Source organism: Marinobacter sp. 1_MG-2023 (genome assembly GCF_030549045.1).
GTDB lineage: Bacteria > Pseudomonadota > Gammaproteobacteria > Pseudomonadales > Oleiphilaceae > Marinobacter.
On sequence record NZ_JAUOST010000001.1, the window covers coordinates 406890 to 433639 of the forward strand.

The following is a 26750-nucleotide window of genomic DNA, read 5'->3' on the forward strand; positions in this document are numbered from 1 at the left end:
ACTTTGCCCCACCTTTGCTATATTCTGTAACCTCAAAAAGAACAGGAGACTGCCCTTGAGTATCGAGCAAGGCATTGTATTTGCGGTGCTCGGAATCACACTTGCTATGTTTGTGTGGAACCGCCTGCGCTTTGATGTAGTGGCTATGCTCGCCTTACTTGCAGTTGCCATTACAGGGCTGGTGCCAACCGAGGAGCTGTTTGCCGGTTTTGGTCACCCGGCGGTGATTACAGTGGCGGCCGTTCTGGTTATCAGTCAGGGATTGGTGAATGGCGGCGTAGTGGACAACATCGCTCGCCTGTTGGGGAAGATTGGCCATCGGCCAACGCTTCAGGTGCTGACCCTGACCGGTGTGGTGGCGCTTTGCTCCGGCTTCATTAACAACGTAGGTGCTCTGGCGTTACTGATGCCGGTAGCAATCTGGATGTCGCGGGAAGCGGGGCGTTCTCCTTCATTGCTGTTGATGCCTCTGGCTTTCGGCTCCTTGTTGGGCGGAACCATGACACTGATCGGTACGCCACCCAATATCATCATTGCATCCTATCGTGAGAGCGGCACCTTCGGGCTGTTCGATTTCGCCCCGGTTGGTGTGGCGATTACGCTTGCGGGTATTGCGTTCATCACGTTGGTCGGCTGGCGGTTAACGCCCCGCAGGGAGGAGAGCTCTGCTGATGCAAAGTTGTTCAGCGTAGGCGAATACCTGACGGAGCTTCGACTTCCCAAAAACTCGGATCATGCGGGCTCCACCTTACACAGCCTTCTGGCAGGGGCCGGAGACGAAGCGGATATCGTTGTCCTCGCCTTGATTCGTGATGAGCAGGTACAGGCTGTTCCTTCCACCTATAAAATCCTCCGTGAGGGAGATGTGTTGCTGGTCGAGGCAGACACCTCCAGCTTGCAGGTGTTTCTCGATAAAACCGGGCTTGAGCTGGCCAACCAGGCTGTCGATGAAGAGGAAACGGGAGAAAACAGCGAAAAAGATAAAGTTAACGGCGACAGAGATCACAATAACGGAGAACACGAAAAAAACGATGAAAGTGCTTCAGCCCGGATAGCAAAAGGTGAGCTGTATCTGGTGGAAGCCGTTATTGCTCCGGAGTCCTCTCTGGTGGGGCAGACGGCGAACAGACTTAAGCTACGTGAACGCAATCAGCTCAACATTGTCGCCGTAGCGAGGCTGGGGCACAGGCTTCAACGACGTCTCGGAGATATAAGGCTTAATGCGGGTGACATTTTGCTGGTTCAGGGCTTTGAGGATTCTCTAAGCGGAACCTTGTCAGAGCTTGGGTGTTTGCCGTTGGCAGAGCGGGGGTTGAGGCTGGGGTCTACCCGAAACACCGCAATGGCTTCCGGCATCTTTCTGGTCAGTATTGCGGTTATTGTAACCGGCCTGCTCTCTGCCCCCGTTGCGCTAGTGGCCGGGGCTGTTGCCATGGTAATCATGAACCTTATATCTGCAGCGGATGCCTACAAGGCAATTGACTGGTCGGTGATCGTTTTGCTGGCGGCTATGATACCGGTCGGCCAGGCTATGGAAAGCACCGGTGGCGCAGCCCTGATCGCCTCGCAGATGCTGGTGCTCGGTGAGAATCTCTCCATGGTTTCGGTGCTGGTAATGATTCTGGTGGGCACAACGCTGTTGTCCAACGTAGTAAATAACGCAGCGGCGGCTATCGTGGTCGCGCCTATTGCTATGAGCCTGGCCAGTGAACTACAGATGCCCTCTGATGCCGTGTTAATGGCAGTTGCCGTTGGCGCGTCCTGTGCTTTCATGACGCCCATCGGTCATCAATCAAATGCTTTGGTTATGGAGCCAGGTGGTTACGAATTTGGTGACTACTGGCGCCTCGGATTGCCGCTTACGATCATAGTTACGGTGGTCGCGGTCCCGGTTATTATGCTTGTATGGGTCTGACCGCAAGCAACTGAATCTAATATAAGGCTTCGCGATGGACGCTGAGCCAAGGCATATAGCGGCGGTACTGGCAACGAACCCGTGAGCTCAACCCGCTTTTTCCGGAACCAGAGATAAGGCTGGTGAGAGTTTGTCCTGAATGTGGCTGGCCAGCGCAACGCCGGTTTCGCTCATGGTCAGATAGGCATTGTCAGCACCGGCTTCGCAAATGCGCTTGGCTTCGTCCTCGTACATGGTGTGGGCGACAATGTAGCCGGTAAAACCAAGTTTTCTCAACATCCTTGCCGCGATCAGTTTCGCCTCTATATCGCTCATGGCAAGAACAACGGCTTCCACGGAGGGCATGTGCAGCGCTTCCCAGAAGGTGTTGTCTTCGGCATCTGCATAGACAACGTTTCGTCCTTTGGCCCTGTGTCTTTCCACTTTAGGAAGATCCGAGTCCAGTGCCATTAACCTCGCTTCGGAGTTTTTCAGCCAGTCGTAGGCAGCAGTGCCGGTTCGCCCCATTCCCATAACCAGAACGCGAGTGTCGCCAAGCGAAACAGGTAGCTCATCGGGATGTCGCCGGTGACTTTCGAAGCGCACAAGCCGATGACTCAGGCGCTCATACAATGGGTGTGCGAGCCGGTTCAGCGGTGCAGATATCAGGAAGGAGAGCGCTACTGTTATCGCCAGTGGCACGAGCCACTCCGGAAGGGCAATACTGGCAACAATCAAACCGAACTCACTGTAATTGGTGAGGGCCAGCGATGTCAGAAAACTGCTGCGGGCGCGAAGGCGGAACAGCAGCATCAGGAAGAAGAATAGAATCCCTTTGAGGGGCAACAGCAATGCAGCCACAACAGCAAAAATAATGGCATTGGTATCCGGCAGGCCGCCGATGCCAATCTGCAGAAAAAAGCCGACCAGAAAGATTTCCTTCACGCTCCACAGAGATTTCGCCAGCTCCTGGCTACGGGGATGGTTGGCAAGAATAGCGCCGAAGATGAGGGCCCCCAGTTCCGAGCTGAGCCCTAATGCCTGAAAACCCAATCCGCCAATAACCAGTGCGAGGAGCATGCCCAGCAGAACCAGCAATTCGTCGTGGCCGCTGGCATCAAGCAGCTTGAATAGTAGTGGGCGTAGTAGGGGCAGGCCAAAGACAATCAGTGCCCACTCGGACGGCGTCTGGCCTGCAGCCAGGCTCATCACCAACAGCGCAAGCAGGTCCTGCATGATCAGAATGCCGATGGCCACCCGGCCGTGAAAGGCTCTGAGCTCGCGCTTGCTCTCCAGTACTTTTGCGGCCAGCACCGTAGATGAGAACGACAAGGCAACGGCCAGCATAAAGGCTACGTACCAGCTCACATCCATAAGGAAGTAAAGGCCGGGCGTAAATACAAAGCAGGTGATGGCAAAGTGTAGCAGGCTACCGCCGATAACCTCCGGGCTGATAACCGACTTGAGCTTGAGCTTCAAGCCCACCGTGAAAAGCATCAGCAATACACCCAGGTGGGCGATGTGGGCAAGTGCCGCTGTAGGTTCTGGATAGAGGGGAATGGATGGGGTGGCCGCAATAGCGCTGAGAACGAAACCCGCGCCCAGATAACCGATTAACGGCGGCAAGCCAATGGTCTTGATCAGCAGGCCAAGACCAAAGGCCAAAGAAATCCAGATAGCTTCAGGCATGAGATGTTCTTTCAGGGAGAGCGAATTATCTTTGGCATAAGGCTACCTTGTTTTCCCCGGTCGTTGAAGCCGATAACGAAAGAACCTTTTGCCCGTGAGCCTTATCTGGCTTTTGAAATATAGGGTCTGGCAAACTCGAGGAACAGTCGTGCGGATTCTTCCGGCGCCTCGATCATCGGTGCGTGGCCAATTCCGTCCAATACTTCCAGTCGTGCGCTCGGGATGGCGGCCACAAAGACTTCGCCGTTGCGATAATCAATCACCCGGTCTTCCTTGCCCCAGACCAGCAGTACCGGATCTTTGATACGGGAAATGGTGTTGCGAAAATCGGGTTCGAAGCTGGCATCCCTGATGGCGGCAAAAATCACCTTGTTCACCGCTTGATTGGCAATGGCCTGCTCTTCCATAACTTCGAGAATGGGCCAGGGAGCAAAGGGTTTTTGCTCAAGGGCGAAATCCATTAACCGCTCGAAATCACCGGGTTTGGAGGGGATCAACGGGTTGTCTCCGGCGACGACCAGATCAACCAGCTCGCTTTCGTACTCTAGAATGCCGGCTGGGTCGAAAAGTACAGCAGTTTTAATCTGCTCTGGGTAGGTGGCTGCATACAGAGCGGTAATGGCGCCGCCCATGGAGTTGCCCATCATATGCATCTCGTTAATGTCCAGAGCCTTTAGAATCAGCGCAAGGTGAGTAACTTGCTGGTCCAGCCGGTAACCGAGATCCAGCTGCTTGCTGCTTTCGCCGTGGCCGGGGAGGTCTATGGCATAAACGTTGAAATCATCGGTAAGCTCCCGGGCGATGCGCGTCCAGTTATCCTTGTTGGCACCAAAGCCGTGAACCAGAACGATGGTGTCGCCTTTGTTGGCTTCGGAGTTCCGGAGGTAAGCGATGTCGAGATCTCCTACGGTAACCCTGGCCGCTTCAAGACCGGCGGTCGAGCGTTCAAAGCCAATAGCAGCTTCGTAAAGAGTTTGGCGGGAGCAGGCGCTCACAAGCAGGATGGGCAAAAGTAGTAAAACGACAGCAAAGGGAGACTTCTTCAGCATTTGGGCGGTTCCTGGTTGTTTATGTTTTACACCATTGGGCGAACTCGCTTACATTACTCCATAAAAAAGCCCGGTCATTGGCCGGGCTTCAATTCGATTAGCGTCGTTACGATCCTTCCCGAGCAATAGCCCTATAGGCAATGTCGTTGCGGTAAAACACGCCATCCCAGCGTATTTTTTCGGCGAGTGCATAAGCCCTTTGCTGCGCTTCGGTCACTGTGTTGCCCAATGCTGTCGCACAGAGCACCCGGCCGCCACTGGTGACTACCTGATTGCCGTTAAGCGTGGTGCCTGCGTGGAACGCTTTCTCACCCTCGGTCTCTGTTTCTGGCAAGCCGGAAATAGCGTCGCCTTTGCTGTAGCTGCCAGGATAGCCGCCGGCTGCCAGCACAATGCCCACGGCGGCGCGTTCGTCCCAGTCGGAATCGCACTTATCCAGTTGGCCGTCGATGGCAGCCTGGCACAAGGCTACGATATCTGACTTCATGCGCAGCAGGATAGGCTGGGTTTCGGGGTCACCAAAGCGGCAGTTGAACTCGATCACCTTGGGCGCTCCAGAAGTATCGATCATCAGACCAGCGTACAGGAAGCCCTTGTACGGATGGCCTTCCGCTGCCATGCCGCGCACAGTTGGATAAATTACCTCATCCATGATCCGTTGGTGCACATCGGCGGTCACCACTGGAGCAGGGGAGTAAGCTCCCATACCGCCGGTGTTTGGGCCGGTATCACCGTCGCCCACGCGTTTGTGGTCCTGAGAGGTGGCCATAGGCAAAACATGCTCGCCATCTACCATTACAATAAAGCTGGCTTCTTCGCCGTCCAGAAACTCCTCAATAACAACACGGCTGCCGGCGTCGCCAAAGGCATTGCCCGCAAGCATGTCACGAATAGCGTTTTCGGCTTCCTCTAGGGTCATGGCGACGATAACGCCTTTACCAGCGGCAAGGCCGTCGGCTTTGACCACAATGGGAGCTCCTTGTTCACGGACATAGGCCAGGGCTTCGTCTATGTCGGTGAAGTTGCCATAGCCAGCCGTGGGGATATTCTGGCGCGCGAGAAAATCCTTGGTGAACGCTTTGGAGCCTTCCAGTTGTGCCGCCCCGGCGCTGGGCCCAAAGACGCGCAGGCCACGCTCTTCAAAAAGATCCACAATGCCGGCTACCAGCGGTGCTTCCGGGCCAACAATAGTCAGGCCTACGTTATTATCGGCAGCAAATTTGGCCAGGCCTTCAAGATCCAGAACATCAATATCAACGTTCTCAACACCCGGCTCGTGAGCGGTGCCGGCGTTGCCTGGTGCGACAAAAACTGTGTCCGCAGCCGGCGACTGGGCTGCTTTCCAGGCCAGTGCGTGTTCGCGCCCGCCGCTGCCGATAACCAGAATATTCATATCTCGTTGCCCCGTACTTTTTAAAAGAGTTATTGCAAAGTTTTGTCACAAGACTGATAAGGAAACAGGGCGGAGCTTTGCCTCCGCCCTGCGTTCTATCAGTGCCGGAAATGGCGCATACCGGTGAATACCATAGCAATGCCGTGCTCGTTGGCGGCATCGATCACTTCCTGATCTCGCATGGAGCCACCGGGCTGTATGACGGCAGTAATGCCGGCTTCAGCGGCGGCGTCAATGCCGTCCCGGAAGGGGAAGAAGGCGTCAGAGGCCATAACGGAGCCTTTAACTTCCAGGTTTTCATCCGCCGCTTTGATACCGGCAATCCGCGCGCTGTAAACACGGCTCATCTGGCCTGCGCCAACACCAATCGTGCGGCCAGCGCGGGCATAAACAATGGCATTGGACTTGACGTACTTCGCCACTTCCCAGGCAAACAGCAGGTCATTGAGCTCCTGTTCAGTTGGCTGACGATTGGTGACAACTTTCACATCGCTCATTGCAACCATGCCCAAATCACGGTCTTGAACCAGCAGGCCGCCGGTAACGCGTTTGTAGTCCATTGATTGGGCACGCTCGCCACTGAGGTCGCCACAAGCCAGCAGCCGTACATTCTTTTTGGCTGCGACCAGTTCTACAGCCTCGGGTGCGATGGTGGGAGCAATAATAACTTCGACAAACTGGCGATCAATAATCGCTTTGGCGGTTTCCGCGTCCAATTCCCGGTTGAAAGCAATAATGCCGCCGAACGCCGAAGTGGGATCTGTCGCAAAGGCCAGGTCATAGGCCTGAAGAATGTCAGCACCGATTGCCACGCCGCAGGGGTTGGCATGTTTGACGATTACGCAAGCCGGGTCTGCAAATGGTTTCACGCATTCCAGGGCGGCGTCAGTATCTGCGACATTGTTGTAGGATAGCTCTTTACCCTGTAGCTGCTTTGCCGTGGCAACACTGGCTTCCTTCGGATTGCGCTCGGCGTAGAAGGCTGCACGTTGGTGCGGGTTTTCACCGTAGCGCATGTCCTGCACTTTCACGAACTGGGCGTTAAAAGTGCGCGGGAATTCAGCGTTGTCATTATCGGCGGTGCGGCCACCCAGATAGTTGGCAATAGCGCCGTCGTAGCCTGCGGTATGCTCGAATGCCTTTACCGCCAGATCAAAACGGATGTTGTGGCTGAGTTGGCCGTCGTTGTCGTCCAGCTCTTTCAGAACGCGGCTGTAATCTGACGCGTTGACCACAATCGCAACATCGTTGTGGTTCTTTGCGGCTGCACGAACCATGGTAGGCCCGCCGATATCGATGTTTTCGATGGCTGTGGCGAGATCGCATTCCGGATTAGCGACTGTGGATTCAAACGGGTAAAGATTCACCACAACCATATCAATCGGGTTGATACCGTGTTCGCCCATAATGGCGTCGTCTGTGCCCCGACGGCCAAGAATGCCACCGTGTATCTTCGGGTGCAGGGTTTTGACCCGTCCGTCCATCATCTCCGGAAAGCCGGTGTAGTCGGAGACTTCGGTAACAGGAACGCTGTTTTCTTGCAGGAGGCGAAAGGTGCCCCCTGTAGAGAGAAGTTCGATGCCGCGGCCGGTGAGGGCGCGCCCGAACTCTACGATGCCGGATTTATCACTGACGCTGATCAGTGCGCGACGGACGGGGGTGTTAGCCTGGTTTGCCATGGGGTCACATTCTTCACTTGGGGTGAACGAACAAGGGCCTCACGAAGGGTGTCCGGGAGGCCCTCATCAAGTCAGGGTGTTTCGATTATAGCAGGCCGTACTGCTTAAGCTTCTTGCGCAGGGTTCCGCGGTTCAGGCCGAGCATGGTGGATGCTTTGGTCTGGTTATTGCGGGTGTACTTCATTACCTGCTCCAGCAGCGGGGCTTCCACCTCCGAAAGTACCAGTTGGTAAACCTCGGTAACGGGCGCTCCATCAAGCTGAGTGAAGTAGTTTTTCAGGGCTACTTCAACGTTATCGCGCAGGGTAACGGTGGTGCCGCTGCTATTCACTGATTGCAACTGGTGAATGTCATCGTTGGCCGGGGTGTTCAGGGTGCTATTTGCCAATGTCTCAGCGGTCATGCTGCGAATTCCTCTCCATTTCGTAAGCCTGAAAAATACTGTTGAATACTGTCTTTCTGCTTCAGCGCGTCATCGAACGCATTGAAGTGATTACGGAACCGTTTGCCAGGGTCGTGGGATTGTAGGTACCAGCCCACATGTTTACGGGCAATGCGCACGCCCATGAGCTCTCCGTAAAAGCTATGCAGGGCGTCAAGATGTTCAGTCAGAATCTGTTCCACTTCGCTCAGTGGTGGTGCAGGCAGGTGCTGGCCCGTTTCAAGAAAATGCAGTATTTCCCGGAAAATCCATGGGCTGCCCTGCGCAGCACGGCCAATAAGCAGTCCGTCGGCTCCTGTATGCTCCAGAACCCGGCGGGCCTTCTCCGGTGACGTGATATCGCCATTGGCGAATACCGGAATACTGACACTGGACTTCACTTCAGCAATGGTGTCGTACTCAGCACTGCCATTATATTTGTCGGCTCGGGTGCGGCCATGAATCGCCAGCGCTTGAATGCCTGCATCCTCCGCCATCCGCGCAATGGCTCGTGCGTTTCGGTTGTCTTGGTCCCAACCTGTTCGCATTTTCAGCGTAACGGGGATATCGACTGCGCTGACAACTGCTTCCAGTATGTCCCTGACCAGCTTCTCATCTTTCATCAGTGCCGAGCCGGCCGCTTTGTTGCACACTTTTTTAGCCGGGCAGCCCATATTGATATCGATAATCTGGGCCCCGGACTCAGCGTTCAGCCGAGCTGCATTCGCCAGCATGTCCGGATCGCCGCCCGCAATCTGCACAGACCTGGGTTCTGGCTCCCCGGTATGGTCCATGCGGGTTCTGGATTTGCGCGTATGCCAGAGCTTGCTGTCAGCGATTACCATTTCAGACACTGCTAATCCCGCCCCCATTTTTCGGCAGAGTAGCCGGAACGGGCGATCTGTTACGCCCGCCATGGGCGCAACGATCAGCGGGTTGGGCAAAGTGTACGGCCCGATTTTTGCCGTTGGCAACATGGTCTGAATCCGTATCACAGCAGATTAAGCAAAGGTCGGAGCGGGTCGATTGTTTAATAAATAACCGATGCCAGTTCCGAAGGGCGCTAATGATACCGCCGGGGGCACTGTGATTGAAGGGGCAGGGAGGCGAAAAAACTGATTATTTTTCGCTCTTTCTGGTTGACTTTTGTTCTGTTGGGTGGCGACTCACATGCCTGCCGGGTCGTCACCGGCAAGCAATGTCAGGGCACATAAGGCCGGAAGCCCAGGTTGTAATTAACGGCATCCCGACCTGGGTCACGGATACTTATTGCTATGCGAACCGGTGTCTCTACAGGCATGGTTTGGAGGCCTTCAGCGTCACCGGCAAGGTATTCTGATGGTGTAAACACGCTCTGGGCAACAACGTCCCCATTGAGGTTAGAGAAGGTGAGAGCGATGGCCGGGAAAGGCTGCTGGAAATCGGCCCGGTTAACAATCACCGCATCGACCACCAGCTGGTTACGGTTTTCCGGGTTGGTGCGAACCACCAGTTTACGGCTCTGGATCGCTTCAACATTGATAAGGGGCTTCAATTCGCAGCCGGCAAGTTCGCAGCCCTTTTCATAAAAGGGGCGAAGCTCCGGAATGGCAGATAGCCTGTCAAACTGGAACCAGGTCACCTGCGCAATCAGCACGCCCAGAAGACCAAGTACAATCACAGACCAGGTTAGAGTGCGTAGCCAGCTCCTGTTTTTGCTACCCACAGAAACGGGGTCCCTTCTGAGGTCGCCAAATGGAGCGCCCGCTGCAAAGGATTCATTCTGTTGTTCGCGCCCGTCTTGTGGCTCAACTCCGTGTTCGTCAGCAAAGGACTCAAACGCCGGGTCGGGTTGCTCATCGACATAAAAGCCCTGCGTGTCATCCTCGGGAGGTACCGAAGTGCTTTTTGATTCTATGTCAGGGCTGTCGTTGGCCTCAGGTTCAGGTGTGGGCTTTCGCTCCGATTCCTGTTGGAACTCTGGCTCAACCTCAATTTTCTCGGCTTCTGGCTCTGGCTCTGGCTCTGGCTCTGGCTCTGGCTCAGCGGAAGAGGGTTGGGGAGAGCTATCTTCCTGAAGAATCGCTTCAGCCCAGCTTTCATCGATGTTTTCTGAAAAATTATCGTCGTCCTGCTCTTCCCGTGTAGATGCACTTCGGTCGTCCACACCGCGAAAACTGTCGCTCAGCTCGTCGTCAGAAAAAGTCAGTCTGGTACCAGCATAGGGGCCGTCTTCGGCATCTTCCTCGGGATTATCAGCAAAGATGAAGTCGTCTTCAGTTGTGTCGCTGATAAAGCCGGAGGCTGGTCGCTCGGATGGGCCGGGCTTGACTGGCACCTTACTGCTTGTGCCAGAAGGGCGCTCCGGCACAGTGCCGCTGCTGGCAGCTACCTGGTGCTCGACTGCGTTGAAGACATCCATGCAGTGCCCACAGCGCACCTTGCCCTTGGCAATGCCAAGTTGCTCATCGGTTACCCGGAAACGGGTACGACATTTGGGGCACTGGGTCTGCAGACTACTCTGGGTCATGCTTCTTTCCTGCAAGCGACTTAACTACGAGTCTGGGAGTCTAGTCGTTAAGACAGCCTTCGTCATCTGTCGTTACGGCGTCCTGTGAGGCGTATCCACTCTTCACGTTGTTCCGGTTCATTCATTATAAACCAGGGTTCGTAGGCGGCCATCACATCGCGGGCCTGGTTTGACAGAATGCCTGAAAGCACCAGGTCGCCCCCGGGCTTTGTCAGTGCTGCGAGATGCGGCGCCAGGCCAATCAGAGGCTGCGCAAGAATGTTTGCAAGCATGATGTCGGCTTTAGTGTCTGGCTCATTCTCGGGAAGATAAAGATCGAGCCTGGCTTCTTCCACGCTATTACGCCGAGCGTTTTCCCGGCTGGCTTCCAGTGCCTGGTGGTCAGTGTCCACGCCAACCACGTGTTTGGCGCCCAGTAACAGCGCCGCAAGGCCAAGGATGCCGGAACCGCAACCGTAATCAGTTACTTGCTTTCCATTGAGGTCCTCTCCGTCCAGCCACTCAAGGCAGAGTGCAGTAGTCGGATGGGTGCCTGTGCCGAAAGCTAATCCCGGGTCCAGCAGCAAGTTCGCTGCATCCGGATCGGGCGCTTCGCGCCAACTGGGCACAATCCAAAGGCGTTTGCCGAATTGCAGTGGATGAAAATCGTCCATGCAGGCTCGTTCCCAGTCCTTGTCTTCAACCAGGGTAACGTCAATGTCTGCGAGAGATTGCTGGGTTTGTTGATGCCAGGCGTTGCGCACATCTGCGCACAACTGGTCTATGTCCCGGTCTGATTGGAAGAGGCCGGTAACACTGGTCTGGCTCCACAAGGGAGTGGTGCCGTGATCGGGTTCATAGAGTGGCTGATCGGCCGCGTCTTCCAAGGAAACGGCATCAGCGCCCATCTCCATAAGCAGATCCTCTAGCTGATCCGCCGTATCGGGATCAGCCGGGATCTGAAGTTGTATCCAGGGCATATATCTTCCTGCATTGTGATGCAGGATTTTAATCCCGCATCAATTTCTCAAGGTAATGGATAGTGAAGTCTACAGTTTTAAAGCCACCATCGCGCACCAGTTTTCGATGCAGAGGCTGGTTGGTTTTAATACCGTCCACCAATAACTCGTCCAGAGCGTTTTTCATGCGCCTGCGAGCTATCTGTCGATCATCGCCCCAAGTGATCAGCTTGGCGATCAGTGAGTCATAAAACGGAGGCACCGTATAGCCACTGTACAAGTGCGAGTCTACCCGCACACCGTAACCGCCGGGAGCGTGAAAGTGTTTCACTTTGCCTGGGCTGGGTACAAACGTATCAGGGTCTTCGGCGTTAATGCGACATTCAATAGCATGGCCCATGATCTGAATATCTTCCTGCTTGTACTGAAGAGGCAGACCACTGGCAATGCGAAGTTGTTCACGAACGATGTCCACACCGGTGACCATTTCAGAGACCGGGTGCTCCACTTGCACGCGCGTGTTCATTTCGATGAAAAAGAACTCACCATCCTGATACAGGAACTCGAATGTGCCGGCACCGACATAGCCGATTTCCTTGCAGGCATCCACGCACGCTTTAAGTGTGCGCTCACGGGATTCCGCGTTGATATTCGGAGCCGGCGCTTCTTCTATGACCTTTTGGTTGCGGCGCTGCATGGAACAGTCGCGGTCACCCAGGTGGATGCAGTTGCCGTGCATGTCGGCCAGAACCTGAACTTCTACGTGGCGCGGCGTTTCCAGAAATTTTTCCAGATAAACCGTGGGATCGCCGAACGCATTTCGCGCTTCGCTCTGGGTAATCTGAACACCCTTAAGCAATGCAGCTTCGGAATGAACTACTTGCATGCCGCGACCGCCGCCACCGGATGCTGCTTTGATCATTACCGGGTAGCCGATTTTACGAGCAACCGCCAGAGTCCGTTCGTCGTCATCGGTCAGCGGGCCGTCTGAACCGGGGACCGTGGGCACGCCTGCGCGAATCATCGCGTTAATGGCAGATACTTTGTTGCCCATCAGGCGAATGGTTTCTGCCCTGGGACCGATAAAGCGGAAACCGCTTTTTTCGACCTGTTCGGCAAAATCGGCATTTTCGGCAAGAAAACCGTAGCCGGGGTGGATGCCTACGGAATCCGTTACTTCAGCGGCACTGATGATTGCTGGAATATTGAGGTAACTTTCCAAAGGGCTATTGGGGCCGATGCATACGGATTCATCGGCCAGACGCACGTGCATCAAGTCGCGGTCAACTTTTGAGTGGACCGCCACGGTTTTGATGCCGAGCTCCTTGCAGGCACGCAAGATCCTGAGGGCTATTTCACCCCGGTTTGCGATCAGAACTTTTTCTAACATGGCCATGATTAGCTATCACCGGGTTCAGGAAATGATTATCAGCGGCTGGTCAAACTCCACAGGCTGACCATTATCAACCAGAATTTCAGTGATCGTACCGCTCTTGTCGGCCTCAATCTGGTTCATCATTTTCATGGCCTCGACAATGCAGACAACGTCACCAGCTTTAACCTGCTGGCCGATTTCTGCGAAAGAATCCGCCGTAGGAGATGGTGCCCGGTAAAAGGTTCCCACCATGGGTGAGCGCAGCGCATGTCCGCTGTGCACGGTTTGTTGCGGGCTTTCTTCCTGTACCGGGCCCGGGGTTTCAGGCGCCGGAGCATATTGGGCCGGCTGCTGCGCGTAGTGGCTGATGTATTGAGCGCCTGAAGCCTGTTCCCGACGACGGGAGATGCGAACAGAATCATCTCCTTCGTGAATCTCAAGCTCCTCGACATCAGACTCCTCGAGCAGTTCGATCAGTTTTTTGACTTTGCGAATATCCATAGTTAGTCCAGTCCTGTGTTGTCAGGTCTATCGGTGAGTTCGTTGGATTGCGGCCTGCAGCGCGAGTTCGTATCCCTGGCTGCCCAGCCCGCAGATAACGCCTTCGGCGATATCGGAAAAATAGGAGTGATGGCGGAATGCTTCCCGCGCATGCACGTTGGAAAGATGTACTTCTATAAACGGAATTCCTGAAGCCAGTATGGCGTCCCTTAAGGCGACGCTGGTGTGAGTAAAGGCGGCGGGATTGATAATAATGAAGTCCACGCCTTCTGCCCGGGCTTCATGAATCCGCTCAATAAGTTCGTATTCGGCATTCGATTGCAGGTGCAACAGATGATGACCTTGGTCTGCCGCTTTCTCCCTCAGGCGCTCATCAATATCTGCCAGAGTCTCGTGGCCATAAACCTCCGGCTCGCGGGTTCCGAGCATGTTCAGGTTGGGGCCATGGAGTACGAGAATTGTAGACATGGATGCGTCTGCCTTTTTTATCTTTTAAACAGGATCGCCGAAAATAACGGCATTTTCCAGTAATGGTGTGTGCTTTTTTTCTTCAGATCAACACTTTTTGACAATGTTCCCTATTGCCCGCGGCTTGTAGCAAAAAAGGCCGGGAAAGCCGAAGTGAGGCGTTTCGAATGATAGCGATCATTGTCGTGAACGGCGGGGAGGACTTCTATACGACGATGGTTTCATACGGGCAGCGCTTAAGGGCTGCCCGGCCCGCTATCTTCGACTTTCAGTTGTCGGCAAGCGTAACGCAGTTGCGGCCATATTCTTTCGAGGTGTAGAGCGCACGATCTGCCCGCTCGCACAAAGTCTGGGATGGCTCGTTATCCCAGGCCGTTACGCCGCAGCTGAAGGTGACATTGAATTCCCTGTCACCTGCAGGCTGCAGAAGTTCAGCGAAACGCTCCCGGATTTCGTTGAGAACGTTGCGGGCGTCGCTGGGGCGGGTATCAGGCAAGATGATTGCGAACTCTTCGCCGCCATAACGGCCAATATGGTCGGTTTTGCGTAGGCGCTGCTTGAGAAACATCGAAAGACTACGAAGAACACGGTCGCCAATGGGGTGCCCGAAGGTGTCATTCACCTTTTTGAAGTAATCAATGTCGATCATCGCAAAGCACAGAGACTGGTTTTTTTGCCGGGCCCGGACTATTTCCTGGTCCAGAAGGTACAGCGTATGAGTGTGATTGTAGAGCCCGGTAAGGCTGTCACGGATCATAAGAGCCAGCAGGGAACGTGCGCGCCGGCCCCGATTATGAAGCGTTGCAATCAGGTGCTTTGGGTCAATAGGTTTGGTTAAAAAATCATCGCCTCCCAGGCTCATGGCATGCAGCTGTTTTGTGACATCGTCTTCGGCCGAGAGGTAAATGATTGGCACACTGTGAAACCGGTCCTGCTGGCGGATCACCCGGGCAATCTCCATGCCGGTGCAGCCGGGCATGTACATGTCGAGAACAATGATTTCCGGGGAAAACATGTCCAGAGAATCGATGATTTCCATGGGGTCGGTAATAATGTGTGCGGTCATGCCTGCGCGTTTCAGAACCGTTTCCATGAATTTTGCCTGTGCTCTGGAGTCATCCAGCACCAGCACTCGATAGGGTTCAACTGTGTTGCCGTGGGTGTAGGTTTCGATTTTTTCGATAAGTTGGCCGGGGTCAACTGCCGGGTAGAAGAATTCCTCTCCACCGCAGCGGGATGCACGCAGACGGGTCTGTATAGTGCCGTCTTCATCGCTCATGAAAATGATCGGGATGGGTGTGTCGTGTCGCTCCTGCAGATGCTCAATAGTCGAGATGCCTGCGTTCACACTGCCGCCAAAGTTCACATCCATCAGGATGGTCTCTGGCTTATGAAGTGCGCAGGCCTCGATCAACTCGTCCGCAGAATCAAAAGCTGATGCGCGGAAGCCGAAAAACTCTAGCTGGCGAATCAGTCTGTTCGCCATCTCGCCGTTTGCAAGTGCAATATAAACCGGTGTCCGCCGAAATTGATGAGGTGCCTCGGTATTGCTTTGGTCTGTTCGCCTGAGGGTGCTGCGCGCCAACGCGTCTATGGCGTCCTGGAGTTGTCGCTCAGTGGAATCATCCAGAGATCTGTCAGCAGGCCAGGCCTGCATGATTCGGAGAATTTGGCTGCCCGCATCGGCATGGCCCGACATTTCAAACCGCTGTGCGTAACGCACCAGTTTGTCGGACGCAGACAAGAGCTCTTCGCGATGAGCTGCAAATGAATCGGTATCGGTGTGGATTTTCTGCCATGTATCCAGAACGACTCGTGCCTGGGTCGTTACGCGGCGAGCAAAGTGCTGCCTGAGTTTTTCTTTCTGGCTTGCGTCGCTCATTGTGCTCCGGCCTGTATTTTTTCATTATGGGCCGTCCTTTCCAGTGTGGACGATTTTCCCAACCTTAGTCTGTTTTTGGAGTCTATAGTGTTTAGAGTTGTCGGCGAAGGTTGCACTGTGTAACGGTTTGTCATTTCTACGATCTGTATATAAAAGGCACCATAGGTTAGGATCGAGGCAGAACATTTGTACGGCCAATCAATAGACAAGGGGCTTAACGTAATATGCCAGGCAAAATCAGACAGTACTTCAGAGATAAAAAGGATGATGCTCAGGATTATGCCGGCAACAACGGCGTGATCGGCAAATTTATAGCAGTTGTGCTGCTGGTGTATCTGCTGGTGACAGTGGTATTGGGGATGTACTGGTCGAGCGAGCCCGAGCCTTTTTCCGTACGCGAGCATACCCGGGCTGTTGCCAATGAGATGCAGCGCGAGCCAGTAACTGGCTTTGCCACAACTGTAACCATGATTCGCATTGCCGAAACCCTTCTGGATAAGCCGGGCGGATACATTTCAAACGATATTTTCCCGCCGGGCCTTTGGCTGGATAACATTCCCAACTGGGAATATGGTGTACTGGTGCAGTTGCGCGATCTCTCCCGTGCCATGCGCAAGGACATCAGCCGCTCTCAGAGTCAGTCGGCGGAAGATCCGGATCTGATCATTGCCGAGCCGCAGTTTCACTTTGACAGCGAAAGCTGGGCCATTCCATCGACAGAAGCCGAGTACCGTCGGGGCATTACAGCGCTGAAGCGCTACCTTAATCGCCTTTCCAGCCCGGAGCAGGCCAACGCCCAGTTCTTCGCCAGAGCCGACAATCTTGGTAACTGGCTGGCCGATCTGGAGACCCGCCTGGGTAGTCTTTCGCGCACTCTCGGTGAGAGTGTCGGCAAGGCATCGGTATCAGAAGCGGTCGCCAATATTGACGCAGATAACCCGCTGAATGAAGAGAAAGGTGGTGGGGATATAAAAACCGATTGGACTAAAATCGACGACGTGTTTTACGAAGCCCGTGGAAGCTCCTGGGCGCTGCTGCACATTTTCCGTGCGATAGAAGTCGATTTCCGCAAGGTGCTTCAGGACAAGAATGCCGTTTCCAGCGTTAAACAGGTGATTATTGAGCTTGAAGGTGCTCAGGGCGACATGTGGAGCCCGGTTATCCTGAACGGGAGCGGGTTTGGTGTTCTGGCTAACCACTCTCTGACCATGGCTGCCTATCTATCTCGCGCCAATGCAGCGATCAGCGATATGCGGGATCTCTTGTCGCGGGGCTAAGGGGTTTTGCTCAGACATAAAAAAACCGGGCTGTTGGATTAGCCCGGTTTTTTATTATCTGGTGCTCGGCTCAGCCTTTGTAGGCGTTGATCGAGTCCACAATAGCTTGCTTCGCAGCGGCAGCGTTGTCCCAGCCCTGCACCTTGACCCATTTGCCCGGCTCAAGGGTTTTGTAGTTTTCAAAGAAATGACGGATCTGATCGCGCAACAATGTTGGCAGGTCGTCAATTTCCTTCACATCCTGGTAAGCATTGGTCAGCTTGTCGTGAGGCACTGCGACCAGCTTCGCATCTCCGCCTGCCTCGTCTTCCATGTTCAGGACGCCTACCGGACGGCAGCGGATCACTGAGCCGGCCTGAATCGGGTAAGGAGTAACAACTAGAACGTCCAGTGGGTCGCCGTCGTCAGCCAGCGTGTGCGGGATGAACCCGTAGTTCGCTGGATAAAACATAGGCGTTGCCATAAATCGGTCAACCAGCAGTGCGCCCATGTCTTTGTCCAGCTCATACTTTACTGGAGAGCTGTTGGCCGGAATTTCGATGGCAACGTAGATGTCTTCAGGCGGGTTCTTGCCTGCGGGAATGTTATCGAATTGCATATGAGATCCTTCCTGATATGTGAAGTTCGTTTAACTGTGCTCGAAAAGTAGGCGCAATTATACGGGACTCTACAATCATCCGAAACTAAACCTTGGTATGCCAGCCCGGTCCCCTGAGTGGGCTTGATTCTGGGAAAGTAAAAACCTACAGCTTGATCTGCTTCGCAATCAGCTCCTTCATGATCTCCGTGGTGCCACCGCCTATCGAAAGAATCTTCGCGTCCCGGTAAAGACGGTCAACGACCGATTCCCGCATATAACCCATTCCCCCGAAAATCTGCACGGCCTCGCGGGTAACCTTCTCGCAGATCTCCACAGAAAAATTCTTCGCCATGGCCACCTGGGTGATCGGGTTCTTGCCCGCTTGCATAAGGGCTGCGCAGCGATAGGTGTATTCGCGGGCCACGTCGATCTGGGTCGCCATATCCACCAATTTGTGGCGGGTAACCTGAAAGCCGGCAATGTTGCGCCCGAACGCTTTGCGCGTTTTGGCATAGTCCATTGCCGTTTCGTAGGCCAGCTGGGCCGTCATGTATGCCATGACCGAGAGCATCAGGCGTTCCGACAGAAAGTTGCTCATAATGGCGATAAAGCCTGCGTTTTCCGCGCCAATCAGGCGGTCGGCAGGTACTCGACAGTCTTCGAAGAAGAGCTCCGCCGTATCGCTGGCCCACCAGCCCATTTTTCTCAGCTTCTTGCCATTAGAGAAACCTGGCATGTCGCGATCAATCAGCAGCAGGCTGATACCGCCATGGCCTTCACCGCCGGTGCGCACGGCAACCGTGTAATGATCCGCACGGGTGCCACTGGTAATAAAGGTTTTGCTACCGTTCACCACGAAATGATCACCGTCCTTCACCGCACGGGTTTTCAGGCTGGCTACATCGGAGCCGCCACCGGGCTCGGTAATAGCCAATGCAGAAATCTTCTCACCACTGAGAACCTGGGGGACGATCTGTTCACGTACCTCTTTCTTTGCCCATTTGGCAACGGGTGGCAGGCCGATGTCCAGAGAACCCAGGCTGGCAACAAAGCCGCCAGAGGTGGAGCGCATCAGTTCTTCGGAAACGGCGACTTTCAGGAATACATCGCCAGCCCCCACGCCGCCCAGTGCCTCGGGAAATCCGATGGCGAGCAACCCGGCATCACCTGCCATCCGGAAAATTTCACGAGGAAATTCACCAGCCTCCTCCCATTCATCAATATGAGGGAGAACGTGAGTGTTGATGAACTTGCGCGCGCTCAAGCGCGCTTGCTCATGAGTCTCGTTGAAGTAATCGGACACGATAAAACACCTCTGATCGGATGTGATGCGAGGTAGTGTCGCGCAATTCCATGTACCAAGCAAGCGCTTGGTTGTTGGTGTGTCAGGCACAAAAAAACTGGCCTGAGAGGCCAGTTTGTATCGTGCTATCTTCGACGAACATGAGTTGATACGAGTTTGCCGGGTCAGATGCCTTTGCGTGGGATGCTCTCGACCCCGTTGCTGGTGCCGAGTAATAGCAGGTCTGCCGGGCGGCGAGCGAACAGGCCGTTAGTGACAACGCCTACAATGTTGTTCAACCTTTCCTCAACCTGGATCGGGCGGGAAATATCCAGATTGTATATGTCCAGAATAATATTACCGTTGTCGGTGGTGAAACCGTCCCGGTAGACCGGATCACCGCCGAGCTTGACGATTTCGCGACCAACATGGCTGCGGGCCATAGGAAGTACCTCCACCGGCAAGGGAAATTCGCCGAGCAAGTCTACTTTCTTGGATTCGTCTGCAATACAGATAAAGGTTTTGGCAACTTCCGCAACAATCTTCTCGCGCGTCAGGGCGCCGCCGCCGCCTTTGATCAGCTCAAGGTGTTCGTTGGTTTCATCTGCCCCATCCACGTAAAACTCCAATTCCCCGGCACTGTTCAGGTCGTACACAGGAATGCCGTGGCTTTTCAGGCGTTCCGCCGTTGCTTCTGAGCTGGCGACAGCGCCGTCGAACTCGGTTTTCAGGTCTGCAAGCATATCGATAAAGAAGTTGGCAGTGCTTCCCGTGCCAACACCGATGATGCTGTCGCGCTCCAGGCGCGGTGCAATGTAGTCCACTGCAGCTTTGGCAACGGCTTTCTTGAGTTCGTCCTGGGTCATTGAGCGCTCCGGGTGAAAATCTTATGAGTTCGTGCCCATTATAGCGCTTAAGGGGCGCCTGCTTATAGACGGCTGCCGTGCAAACTTTCTACACTGTAGGTTTTCCCCGACCAATCATCAGCAACCGGAACCATCATGCCGCAACGCTACATCAAGAAGATTCTCGATGCGCGCGTCTATGACGTGGCCATTGAAACACCCCTCACTGAAGCCCGCAGCCTTTCCAAGCGCTTTGGCAACAATATTATGCTCAAGCGGGAAGACCTTCAGCCGGTGTTTTCTTTCAAGATTCGCGGAGCCTACAACCGGATTGCGCAATTGTCGGAAGAGCAGAAAGCCAAGGGTGTGATATGTGCCTCTGCCGGCAATCATGCTCAGGGTGTGGCGCTTGCGGCCAAAAAGCTGGGCATCAAGGCTGTTATTGTCATGCCGCAGACCACGCCAGAAATCAAGGTGCGTTCTGTGCGAGACCATGGCGCAAAAGTTGTGCTCCGGGGTGATGCTTTTGATGAGGCCGCGGCTCATGCCCATGAACTGATTGAGAAGCATGGTTACACTTACATACCCCCCTATGATGACCCCGACGTCATCGCCGGGCAGGGTACGGTCGCCATGGAGATGCTTTGGCAGTTCAGCAAGCCGATTCACGCGGTGTTTATCTGTGTGGGCGGTGGCGGGCTTATCGCCGGCATGGCTGCCTACATTAAATACTTGCGCCCTGAAGTGAAGGTGATCGGTGTGGAGCCTGAAGACTCCAATTGCTTGCAGGCCGCCTTGAAAGCAGGCGAGCGCGTTATTCTGGATGAGGTGGGCATCTTCGCAGATGGTGTAGCAGTCAAGCAGATTGGTGAATACCCCTGGGAGATCTGTAAGGATCACGTGGACGAGGTGATTACCGTCTCCACCGATGAAATCTGTGCAGCCATCAAGGATATCTTCGAGGATACGCGATCCATTTCCGAGCCTGCCGGTGCGTTGGGTGTGGCCGGCATCAAGAAGTACATCGAGCGGGAAAAGATTGAGAATGAAAATCTGATCGCCACTCTGAGTGGCGCGAACATGAACTTTGACCGTCTGCGCTACATTTCTGAACGCACCGAAGTCGGTGAGAAACGTGAGGCTATCCTCGCGGTTACCATTCCAGAGAGGCCTGGTGCTTTCAAAACTTTTATCAACGCGCTGCACAAGCGCAGCATTACCGAGTTCAACTACCGTTACGCCGACGCAGCTCAGGCAACGATCTTTGTGGGTGTCCAGGTTCAGGCAGGTGGGCTGGGTCGAGATGAGCTTGTGCAGGAACTCCGTGAAAAAGGCTACTCCGTGCTGGACCTCACCGACAGTGATATGGCGAAACAGCACATTCGCCACATGGTCGGTGGCCACGCACCTACGATTACCAACGAGAAAGTTTTCCAGTTCGAGTTTCCCGAGCGCCCGGGAGCTCTGCTGAAATTCCTGATGTCTCTGGGAACGCGCTGGAATATTTCCATGTTTCATTACCGCAACCACGGCGCGGCGTACAGTCGTGTATTGCTGGGGGCTCAGGTAGAAGATGATGAAGTAAAAGACTTCGAAGCAATGCTTGAAAAAGTGGGCTTCCGTTATGAAAACATGACGGATAACGAAGCGTACCAACTGTTCCTGGGAGCGGGGAACGGTAAAACATCCTAGCCTGCAAACAAGGGCGGCCCGGAAGGTCTCTTTCGGGTTGGCCCCTGAACCCGATTTATCTGAATGCCCCGTCAGTTTTCTTACTGAACTTTAATCTGTCAAAAATTGTAAAAATCGGGATGCGTGTTAGTCTTTTGTCACATTCTTGAAATCAAGAATAGCTAACTGATTTTCCGCAGAATTAACCTATCTGAAACAGGAAGAAGTGTCATGGGTGGCAAGCCTGATATTATCCGGGCAATTGTGCTGATTTTTGCTGTCGGCCTTGTTATTACCGGGTTTACCTCGCTTCAGGCGTCGGAAGACCGGCCCGCTGCTGCCGTTATGCAAAGCTCTGTCTCGGTGGGTTCGACGCAGATGACCGAAATCCCGCTATCCCGGTAAAGACGCTCCTGTATTATTTGACCCGGTAAAGCCGCCGGTTTGTTGCAACACTGTGTAGCGGAACATCCCAGGGTTCAATCGGCAATTTTTCCACCTTTTGAAAGTCGTGAGCCAGGCCAATCAGTTTTGGCGCCAGTCGCGGCCGCAGGCGGGTGAACGCAAAAGTCCGGTCATAGAATCCGCCTCCCATCCCCAGTCGCCCTCCGCTTTCGTCAAACCCCACTAACGGGAACAGCACTGCGTCCAAAGCCCAGGCTGGTCGCCGGAGCCCATTGCTGAATGCGGGTTCGGGAATGCCAAAACGGTTGGCAGTCAGCTCTACACCGTCGAAATAAGGGCTGAAAACCAGTTTTCCCGGGTGAATAGGGTGCAACACCGGCAGGTAGAAATGAATGCCTTTGCGGCGGGCCATAGCCATGTACGGGTGCGGATCAATTTCGCCATCGTTGGGCAGATAAATGGCTACGTGCCTTGCCCGATGCAGGTCCGGGTTTTTCAGAAGATTCAGCGCAAGAGAAGCGGAGGCCTGTTCCTGTTCCCGGGGCGACAACATGCGTCTGCGCTGGCGCAGCTGTTTACGCAGTTGTTGGCGAGGTAAGGAAAGTAAACCGGAGTCAGAATGGTGTGAGTCGATTGTCTGGCTCAAAATAAAGCTTCCCGGGCTGCCGTTATCGGATGTGGCCCTTGAACCCAGAGTTCAAGGTCGGTGGCCGCTGTGACATATTAGGCTTTCCCCTAACGGGGACATGCTCACAATGCCCTGAAGTAGCCACCTGGGTAGTGCGCATCGGCTCGAGGACGAATCCGACCAGCGAACAGCCCAGGAAGTAGATTCATTATAGGGGCAGACCCGGGGCCGATTGCAACACCTATCGGGGAATCTTCGCAGATTCAGTGGTTGGAGGATTCTCCGAGGGCGTTTTCCAGCTTGCTGTCCATCGCCTTCAGCAATGTGCTGGTGGCATCGGACATGGTGTCCCGCTCGAGCAGTTCGTGGGTCATGTTCAGTGCAGCCATGACAGCGATACGCTCGGTTCCGAATACCTTGCCGCCGGTACGTATTTCGCGCATTTTGTTGTCCAGATGCCTGGCGGCACGGATAAGGGCTTCCTGTTCTTCTGCGGGGCAGGCGACCAGGTACTCCTTATCAAGAATTTTTACCTCAACGGTGGTGGACTGCTTAGACATCAATGATGCTCCAGTGCCCGAAGGCGGCTGATCATGGCTTCGATCTTGTTTTTCGCAAGATCATTCTTCTGAATAAGCTGGGACCGTTCCCGGTTCCAGTCATCCTGCAACTGCCTCAGAGTGGCGTTGTTCTGCTCCAGTTTCTGGCAGTGTTCGATCAGCTTGTCCAGCTTGTCCGCTAATGCTTGTACTTCGGACTGTTCCATGACGTGCCCAGCATAGGTTGATGTTATTGCGCCTAACTATAAGTGCGCACGCCATAACGGTCAATTTACGGGGCTGTCATAAGCGGTCATTCGCCTTGTTTTGGCGTGCCAGCGAGACCTGCATCACTACTCCGCGCCACTTCCAAGGCCTTGTGAGCGGCTTTGGCGCCAAGCGCTGAACGCCGGAATCAAAGCCACTACTACAGCGGCAAGCGGCACGGATATCAGCAGAGCCCATTCGTCGAGGTTCAGTGCGCGCAGTGGAATCTGAATGCCATAGTTTGTGAGCAACCAGGGACCCAGCATGGAGACTGCGAGTGCGCTGAACGCAAGCGCAGCCAGGCAGGCGACCACTGCCAGGGCCAGACACTCAATGAGATAAAGGCTTGCGATCAGCCCGGGGGAGGCGCCTGTAGCGCGCAGAATGGCTATTTCATGGGCGCGTTGGGTTTGCAGTGTGAGCAGCACAGCAACCAATCCAATCAGACTGGTAATCACCACGAACCCGGTTATCGCAAGTAGTGCCCGTTCAAACTGGCTCATCAGGCGCCAGAGTTCGCTCAGAGCAACGCCTGGCAGAACAGCAGAGAGTGGTTCACCGGAGTATTGGTTCAAATCACGCTGCACGCGAAACGTCAGGATCTTGCGATCCAGTCCGGCGAAGACAGCGGTAATGTTGCCGGGTGTGAAATTCCGCCCCTCAGCTTGCTCAGGCGTGAGAGTGCGGCCCGGAATCGCAATGCCGGACTCCCAGCCTACATGTATGGCTTCCATGCCCTGAAGGCTGATGTAGACCGCTTGATCCACGGGTGTGCCTGTAGCGTCAAGAATGCCCGTCACCGTGAACGGCGTGTTTGTGTGATTGGAGAAGCTGGTGCGGCCGCCGCCATGGGAAAGTATGATTTTGTCATCGAGGGCGTGGTTCAGTTGTTTGGCAACACCTGCCCCAAGGACCACATCGAAAACCCCGTCAAACCATTGGCCGCTGGCCAAAGTCAGAGGTTGGCCCCGCCCGAACCGGAAATGCTTGCCAAACCCTTGGTCGGTTCCGACAACCCGAAACCCTTTGTAGCTATCGCCCAGAGAAATGGGGATCAGCCAGTCAATACGGGAGTCCTCCTTAAGATCCTGAAAGGTAGACCACCGAATGTTATTTGTGGCATCACCGATATGGAAGACCGTATACAGCAAGAGGTTGAGCTGGCCGCTGCGGGCACCGATGATCAGATCTGTATCGCTGATGGTGCTGGTGAAGGACTGCTTTACTTCTGTGCGCAGATACTGGATACCGAGCAGCAAAGTGACGCTTAAAGTAAGAGTGAGGCACACCAGGGCTAACACCTTGCGCCGATGCCAGAGGCTTGCAGATGCCAGTGAGATTGCCAGACGAGCTTTCATGCCGGTACCTCCCCGAGTTGAATCTGGTGGTGAAACCGCTGGGCGAGGGAGCGGTCGTGGCTGACGAACAGAACGGAGGTATTGGATTCTTCGGCCAGCGTTAGCAATAGATCGATGAAGCGATCTCGGTTATCGCTGTCCAGGGCAGAGGTGGGCTCGTCGGCCAGAATAATCTCTGGCGCACCTATAAGGGCCCGCGCAGCGGCAATGCGTTGCTGCTGACCAATGCTGAGCTGGGTGACCTTCCTTTGCCAGTGGCTTTCAGGAATGGCTAGTGCGGTGAGTAGCCGTTCAGCCGCTGCAGCTGAATTCTGGCCTGTTGAAATGTTTCGCATGCGCGAGAGCCGGCAGGGCAGGGTCACGTTGGCCTCAGCCGTAAGGTAGGGGACAAGGTTGAATTGCTGGAAGATCACGCCGATATGATCAGCCCGGAACCGGTCACGTTTCCCCGCCCCCAGCTTCTGAATGGCAGTGCCCAGCATGGTGATGGTGCCACTTGCTGGCGAAAGCATGCCCGCCAGCAGGCTCAGAAATGTACTCTTGCCGGTTCCGCTTGCACCGTGAAGGAACAGGTGCTCGCCCTGTGGCAGATATAGATCAGGGAAAGTAAGTGCGGGCTGATGCTTGTCCCAGCGAAACGAGAGGTCTTTGACTTCAATTGCCGCAGATCTATCTGCAGATATTTGCACGCTGCTTTCTGACTGGCTGTTCATGTTGATCTGTATCTGCCCCGTGTATCATGTCTGGCTTGTGTCGCGTTCACGTCGCTGTCAGTTTTCCGGAGAGCTTTGCTAATGATCCATTTCTTACGTTGCCCTGCCGGGGTGCATTTTCTGTCCCTGTTGGTTGTCCTGCTGAGCGTTGCTGCTCCAGCCCACTCCGAGCCGAAGCAGGAGATGCGGGAAATCGACTGGCTGGAACTGATGCCCGCTGAAGATCTGGCTCTGCTTGAAAATATGCCAGAACTGGAGCATGAGGGCGATGGGCCCCCTCTACTACCGGACGAAATAATGACCGGCAGGGTTGTTATGGATATGGCGAATGTTGAAGGCCGAATCCCCGGTTTTGTCGTGCCTCTGAAAACAACCAAAGACATGCGTATTCTCGAGTTTTTCCTGGTGCCTTATTACGGCGCCTGTATCCACGTGCCGCCACCGCCCCCAAACCAGATTATTCACATGAAATACAAAGAGGGCTTCAAGCTTGAGGCTTTGTACGACCCTGTCTGGGTTACAGGTACGCTCGTCATCGACCGTACGGAAACCGATCTGGGGACGTCCTCCTACTCGATGGTGGCGGAAGCCGTTGAACCCTACGAAGAGTAAATTCAGCGCCCGAGGCTGAATGAATCCTCTCCGTGCTCAAGGCGAGTCGCTCCTTGTCCGTCAGGGCCGGCCCAGGCTATATCGAGATCTTCAATACCAGAAAACCGGGTGGTAAGCGGGGTTGTCAGATTGGCTGACTGATCAAGCCCAGGGCAATTCAAGGTTTGGGTTACAGTAATATCTGAATGTTGAGCTTCGTTGTCGTGGCCTGATTCGTCATGATCGTGGTGGTCATGGTCATGGTCATGGTCATGGTCATGGTCGTCTTCGTGTTCATGATCATCATGGTCGTGCTCGTCGTGATCATGGCCGCCGCCAACCTCATGCTGAACCTGGGTTGCGACCACTGTGCACGTAGAGTCCAGTGTGTTCACCAGCGGGGTTTCACCAAACCAGCCGGTAACACTTTCTATCATCTCATGCTGTTCTGGTGTGCGCGGCTCGTGCTCAAATCCAAGCATGTTGCCTGCCGGTGACAGAATCAGAATTTCAACCTGGTCAGCACTGAATGCAAGCTGCATTTCGGCATGCCCGTGCTGATGTGATCCGGGGTTGTCGGCGGCCATGGCGGGTAAGCTGAGCAGTGCCGAGGCGATGGATAGTGCCAGGAGATTTCGGGAGATCATGACCTTGTCCTCAGGTGAGAATTGATATGTTATAACATATTCTGCCCTTGCCTCGTGAAAATCAACCGCTCGGTATTCACGAAATGTGTGACGAGAGACTGGAGAGCGTCTTGATAGTTCCGGAAGAGCTTCACAAGAGTTCGGCAAGA

The 26750-nt window shown here is 54.5% G+C and carries 26 protein-coding genes and 1 other RNA gene; 5 read left to right on the forward strand and 22 right to left on the reverse strand.

Features of this window, described 5'->3' with window-relative positions; all coding sequences use genetic code 11:
- The first annotated feature begins 55 nt into the window (after positions 1–55).
- Complete coding sequence (locus tag Q4606_RS01830; protein WP_303606492.1) at positions 56–1915, forward strand: SLC13 family permease; 1860 nt, start codon at positions 56–58, stop codon at positions 1913–1915.
- Between the two features lie 87 nt (positions 1916–2002).
- Here Q4606_RS01830 and Q4606_RS01835 read toward each other — a convergent pair whose 3' ends face one another.
- The 12 genes from Q4606_RS01835 to Q4606_RS01890 all read right to left on the reverse strand — a co-directional run bounded on the left by Q4606_RS01835 (position 2003) and on the right by Q4606_RS01890 (position 15798).
- Positions 2003–3583, reverse strand: a complete 1581-nt coding sequence (locus Q4606_RS01835; protein ID WP_303606493.1) for a cation:proton antiporter family protein — start codon at positions 3581–3583, stop codon at positions 2003–2005.
- A 101-nt stretch (positions 3584–3684) separates the two neighbouring features.
- On the reverse strand, positions 3685–4632 hold the full coding sequence (locus Q4606_RS01840; protein WP_303606494.1) for an alpha/beta fold hydrolase: 948 nt from the start codon (positions 4630–4632) through the stop codon (positions 3685–3687).
- A 106-nt stretch (positions 4633–4738) separates the two neighbouring features.
- Positions 4739–6025, reverse strand: coding sequence for a phosphoribosylamine--glycine ligase (gene purD / locus Q4606_RS01845; RefSeq protein WP_303606495.1), 1287 nt, complete (start codon positions 6023–6025; stop codon positions 4739–4741).
- 98 nt (positions 6026–6123) lie between these two features.
- Positions 6124–7704 (reverse strand): bifunctional phosphoribosylaminoimidazolecarboxamide formyltransferase/IMP cyclohydrolase, encoded by a 1581-nt coding sequence (gene purH, locus Q4606_RS01850; protein ID WP_303606496.1) that lies wholly within the window; start codon positions 7702–7704, stop codon positions 6124–6126.
- An 85-nt stretch (positions 7705–7789) separates the two neighbouring features.
- Positions 7790–8107, reverse strand: coding sequence for a DNA-binding transcriptional regulator Fis (fis, locus tag Q4606_RS01855; RefSeq protein WP_303594472.1), 318 nt, complete (start codon positions 8105–8107; stop codon positions 7790–7792).
- Positions 8104–9099 carry a tRNA dihydrouridine synthase DusB gene (gene dusB, locus Q4606_RS01860; protein WP_303595454.1) on the reverse strand — a complete coding sequence of 332 codons (996 nt, stop codon included), beginning with the start codon at positions 9097–9099 and terminating at the stop codon, positions 8104–8106. Before dusB ends, fis begins: the two co-directional genes overlap by 4 nt.
- A 227-nt stretch (positions 9100–9326) precedes the next feature.
- Complete coding sequence (locus Q4606_RS01865) at positions 9327–10634, reverse strand: DUF3426 domain-containing protein (protein WP_303606497.1); 1308 nt, start codon at positions 10632–10634, stop codon at positions 9327–9329.
- Positions 10635–10696: 62 nt separating this feature from the next.
- Complete coding sequence (gene prmA / locus Q4606_RS01870) at positions 10697–11593, reverse strand: 50S ribosomal protein L11 methyltransferase (protein ID WP_303606498.1); 897 nt, start codon at positions 11591–11593, stop codon at positions 10697–10699.
- 28 nt (positions 11594–11621) lie between these two features.
- Entirely contained in the window at positions 11622–12968 is a 1347-nt protein-coding gene (accC, locus tag Q4606_RS01875) for an acetyl-CoA carboxylase biotin carboxylase subunit (protein ID WP_303594467.1), read from the reverse strand.
- Between the two features lie 18 nt (positions 12969–12986).
- The gene (gene accB, locus Q4606_RS01880) at positions 12987–13448 is read right to left on the reverse strand and encodes an acetyl-CoA carboxylase biotin carboxyl carrier protein (protein ID WP_303594465.1); all 462 of its coding nucleotides are present in this window, start codon (positions 13446–13448) and stop codon (positions 12987–12989) included.
- Positions 13449–13475: 27 nt separating this feature from the next.
- Entirely contained in the window at positions 13476–13916 is a 441-nt protein-coding gene (gene aroQ / locus Q4606_RS01885; RefSeq protein ID WP_303594463.1) for a type II 3-dehydroquinate dehydratase, read from the reverse strand.
- Positions 13917–14184: 268 nt separating this feature from the next.
- Positions 14185–15798, reverse strand: a complete 1614-nt coding sequence (locus tag Q4606_RS01890; RefSeq protein WP_303594461.1) for a diguanylate cyclase — start codon at positions 15796–15798, stop codon at positions 14185–14187.
- A gap of 224 nt (positions 15799–16022) precedes the next feature.
- Here Q4606_RS01890 and Q4606_RS01895 point away from each other — a divergent pair, with 224 nt between their 5' ends.
- Positions 16023–17075 carry a DUF2333 family protein gene (locus Q4606_RS01895; protein ID WP_303594459.1) on the forward strand — a complete coding sequence of 351 codons (1053 nt, stop codon included), beginning with the start codon at positions 16023–16025 and terminating at the stop codon, positions 17073–17075.
- A 70-nt stretch (positions 17076–17145) separates the two neighbouring features.
- On the opposite strand, the gene ppa is transcribed toward Q4606_RS01895, so the two are convergent.
- The 3 genes from ppa to rpiA form a co-directional block, all read right to left on the reverse strand.
- Positions 17146–17673, reverse strand: a complete 528-nt coding sequence (gene ppa / locus Q4606_RS01900) for an inorganic diphosphatase (protein WP_303594458.1) — start codon at positions 17671–17673, stop codon at positions 17146–17148.
- 145 nt (positions 17674–17818) lie between these two features.
- A complete protein-coding gene (locus tag Q4606_RS01905) occupies positions 17819–18958 on the reverse strand; it encodes an acyl-CoA dehydrogenase family protein (RefSeq protein ID WP_303606499.1) in 1140 nt (379 codons plus the stop codon).
- A 164-nt stretch (positions 18959–19122) separates the two neighbouring features.
- On the reverse strand, positions 19123–19803 hold the full coding sequence (rpiA, locus tag Q4606_RS01910; RefSeq protein ID WP_303594455.1) for a ribose-5-phosphate isomerase RpiA: 681 nt from the start codon (positions 19801–19803) through the stop codon (positions 19123–19125).
- A gap of 135 nt (positions 19804–19938) precedes the next feature.
- Here rpiA and ilvA point away from each other — a divergent pair, with 135 nt between their 5' ends.
- Together ilvA and Q4606_RS01920 are read left to right on the forward strand one after the other, a co-directional pair.
- Positions 19939–21474, forward strand: coding sequence for a threonine ammonia-lyase, biosynthetic (ilvA, locus tag Q4606_RS01915; RefSeq protein WP_303606500.1), 1536 nt, complete (start codon positions 19939–19941; stop codon positions 21472–21474).
- A gap of 210 nt (positions 21475–21684) precedes the next feature.
- Positions 21685–21858: a hypothetical protein gene (locus Q4606_RS01920; RefSeq protein ID WP_303594453.1), complete on the forward strand. Its 174-nt coding sequence runs from the start codon at positions 21685–21687 to the stop codon at positions 21856–21858.
- A 13-nt stretch (positions 21859–21871) separates the two neighbouring features.
- Here the strand turns inward: Q4606_RS01920 and Q4606_RS01925 are convergent, their stop codons facing one another.
- From Q4606_RS01925 to Q4606_RS01950, 6 genes are all read right to left on the reverse strand, one after another.
- Positions 21872–22504: a 5-formyltetrahydrofolate cyclo-ligase gene (locus Q4606_RS01925; protein WP_303606501.1), complete on the reverse strand. Its 633-nt coding sequence runs from the start codon at positions 22502–22504 to the stop codon at positions 21872–21874.
- 4 nt (positions 22505–22508) lie between these two features.
- A non-coding RNA gene (ssrS, locus tag Q4606_RS01930) (6S RNA) lies at positions 22509–22688 on the reverse strand.
- A gap of 61 nt (positions 22689–22749) precedes the next feature.
- A complete protein-coding gene (locus Q4606_RS01935) occupies positions 22750–23046 on the reverse strand; it encodes a cell division protein ZapA (RefSeq protein WP_303594450.1) in 297 nt (98 codons plus the stop codon).
- Positions 23046–23252 carry a TIGR02449 family protein gene (locus Q4606_RS01940; RefSeq protein WP_303594448.1) on the reverse strand — a complete coding sequence of 69 codons (207 nt, stop codon included), beginning with the start codon at positions 23250–23252 and terminating at the stop codon, positions 23046–23048. Before Q4606_RS01940 ends, Q4606_RS01935 begins: the two co-directional genes overlap by 1 nt.
- Positions 23253–23378: 126 nt before the next feature.
- On the reverse strand, positions 23379–24650 hold the full coding sequence (locus Q4606_RS01945; protein WP_303606502.1) for an ABC transporter permease: 1272 nt from the start codon (positions 24648–24650) through the stop codon (positions 23379–23381).
- Entirely contained in the window at positions 24647–25363 is a 717-nt protein-coding gene (locus Q4606_RS01950; protein ID WP_303606503.1) for an ABC transporter ATP-binding protein, read from the reverse strand. The genes Q4606_RS01945 and Q4606_RS01950 overlap by 4 nt, the downstream gene beginning before the upstream one ends.
- Before the next feature lie 81 nt (positions 25364–25444).
- Between Q4606_RS01950 and Q4606_RS01955 the strand changes: the two genes are divergently transcribed.
- Complete coding sequence (locus Q4606_RS01955) at positions 25445–25975, forward strand: DUF3299 domain-containing protein (RefSeq protein ID WP_368497117.1); 531 nt, start codon at positions 25445–25447, stop codon at positions 25973–25975.
- Between the two features lie 2 nt (positions 25976–25977).
- Here the strand turns inward: Q4606_RS01955 and Q4606_RS01960 are convergent, their stop codons facing one another.
- On the reverse strand, positions 25978–26601 hold the full coding sequence (locus Q4606_RS01960; protein ID WP_303594444.1) for a DUF2796 domain-containing protein: 624 nt from the start codon (positions 26599–26601) through the stop codon (positions 25978–25980).
- Positions 26602–26750 lie beyond the last annotated feature (149 nt).

Excerpts from the sequence above, each read along its gene's own strand:
- Q4606_RS01945 (WP_303606502.1), bottom strand. The coding sequence starts at position 24,650 with ATGAAAGCTCGTCTGGCAATCTCACTGGCATCTGCAAGCCTCTGGCAT.
- Q4606_RS01935 (WP_303594450.1), bottom strand. The coding sequence starts at position 23,046 with ATGTCTAAGCAGTCCACCACCGTTGAGGTAAAAATTCTTGATAAGGAG.
- purH (WP_303606496.1), bottom strand. The coding sequence starts at position 7,704 with ATGGCAAACCAGGCTAACACCCCCGTCCGTCGCGCACTGATCAGCGTC.
- accC (WP_303594467.1), bottom strand. The coding sequence starts at position 12,968 with ATGGCCATGTTAGAAAAAGTTCTGATCGCAAACCGGGGTGAAATAGCC.
- aroQ (WP_303594463.1), bottom strand. The coding sequence starts at position 13,916 with ATGTCTACAATTCTCGTACTCCATGGCCCCAACCTGAACATGCTCGGA.
- Q4606_RS01955 (WP_368497117.1), top strand. The coding sequence starts at position 25,445 with ATGATCCATTTCTTACGTTGCCCTGCCGGGGTGCATTTTCTGTCCCTG.
- ppa (WP_303594458.1), bottom strand. The coding sequence starts at position 17,673 with ATGCAATTCGATAACATTCCCGCAGGCAAGAACCCGCCTGAAGACATC.
- Q4606_RS01940 (WP_303594448.1), bottom strand. The coding sequence starts at position 23,252 with ATGGAACAGTCCGAAGTACAAGCATTAGCGGACAAGCTGGACAAGCTG.
- Q4606_RS01960 (WP_303594444.1), bottom strand. The coding sequence starts at position 26,601 with ATGATCTCCCGAAATCTCCTGGCACTATCCATCGCCTCGGCACTGCTC.
- Q4606_RS01950 (WP_303606503.1), bottom strand. The coding sequence starts at position 25,363 with ATGAACAGCCAGTCAGAAAGCAGCGTGCAAATATCTGCAGATAGATCT.
- purD (WP_303606495.1), bottom strand. The coding sequence starts at position 6,025 with ATGAATATTCTGGTTATCGGCAGCGGCGGGCGCGAACACGCACTGGCC.
- Q4606_RS01840 (WP_303606494.1), bottom strand. The coding sequence starts at position 4,632 with ATGCTGAAGAAGTCTCCCTTTGCTGTCGTTTTACTACTTTTGCCCATC.
- prmA (WP_303606498.1), bottom strand. The coding sequence starts at position 11,593 with ATGCCCTGGATACAACTTCAGATCCCGGCTGATCCCGATACGGCGGAT.
- rpiA (WP_303594455.1), bottom strand. The coding sequence starts at position 19,803 with ATGACCCAGGACGAACTCAAGAAAGCCGTTGCCAAAGCTGCAGTGGAC.
- accB (WP_303594465.1), bottom strand. The coding sequence starts at position 13,448 with ATGGATATTCGCAAAGTCAAAAAACTGATCGAACTGCTCGAGGAGTCT.
- Q4606_RS01920 (WP_303594453.1), top strand. The coding sequence starts at position 21,685 with ATGGGTGGCAAGCCTGATATTATCCGGGCAATTGTGCTGATTTTTGCT.
- Q4606_RS01895 (WP_303594459.1), top strand. The coding sequence starts at position 16,023 with ATGCCAGGCAAAATCAGACAGTACTTCAGAGATAAAAAGGATGATGCT.
- Q4606_RS01835 (WP_303606493.1), bottom strand. The coding sequence starts at position 3,583 with ATGCCTGAAGCTATCTGGATTTCTTTGGCCTTTGGTCTTGGCCTGCTG.
- fis (WP_303594472.1), bottom strand. The coding sequence starts at position 8,107 with ATGACCGCTGAGACATTGGCAAATAGCACCCTGAACACCCCGGCCAAC.
- Q4606_RS01890 (WP_303594461.1), bottom strand. The coding sequence starts at position 15,798 with ATGAGCGACGCAAGCCAGAAAGAAAAACTCAGGCAGCACTTTGCTCGC.
- Q4606_RS01865 (WP_303606497.1), bottom strand. The coding sequence starts at position 10,634 with ATGACCCAGAGTAGTCTGCAGACCCAGTGCCCCAAATGTCGTACCCGT.
- ilvA (WP_303606500.1), top strand. The coding sequence starts at position 19,939 with ATGCCGCAACGCTACATCAAGAAGATTCTCGATGCGCGCGTCTATGAC.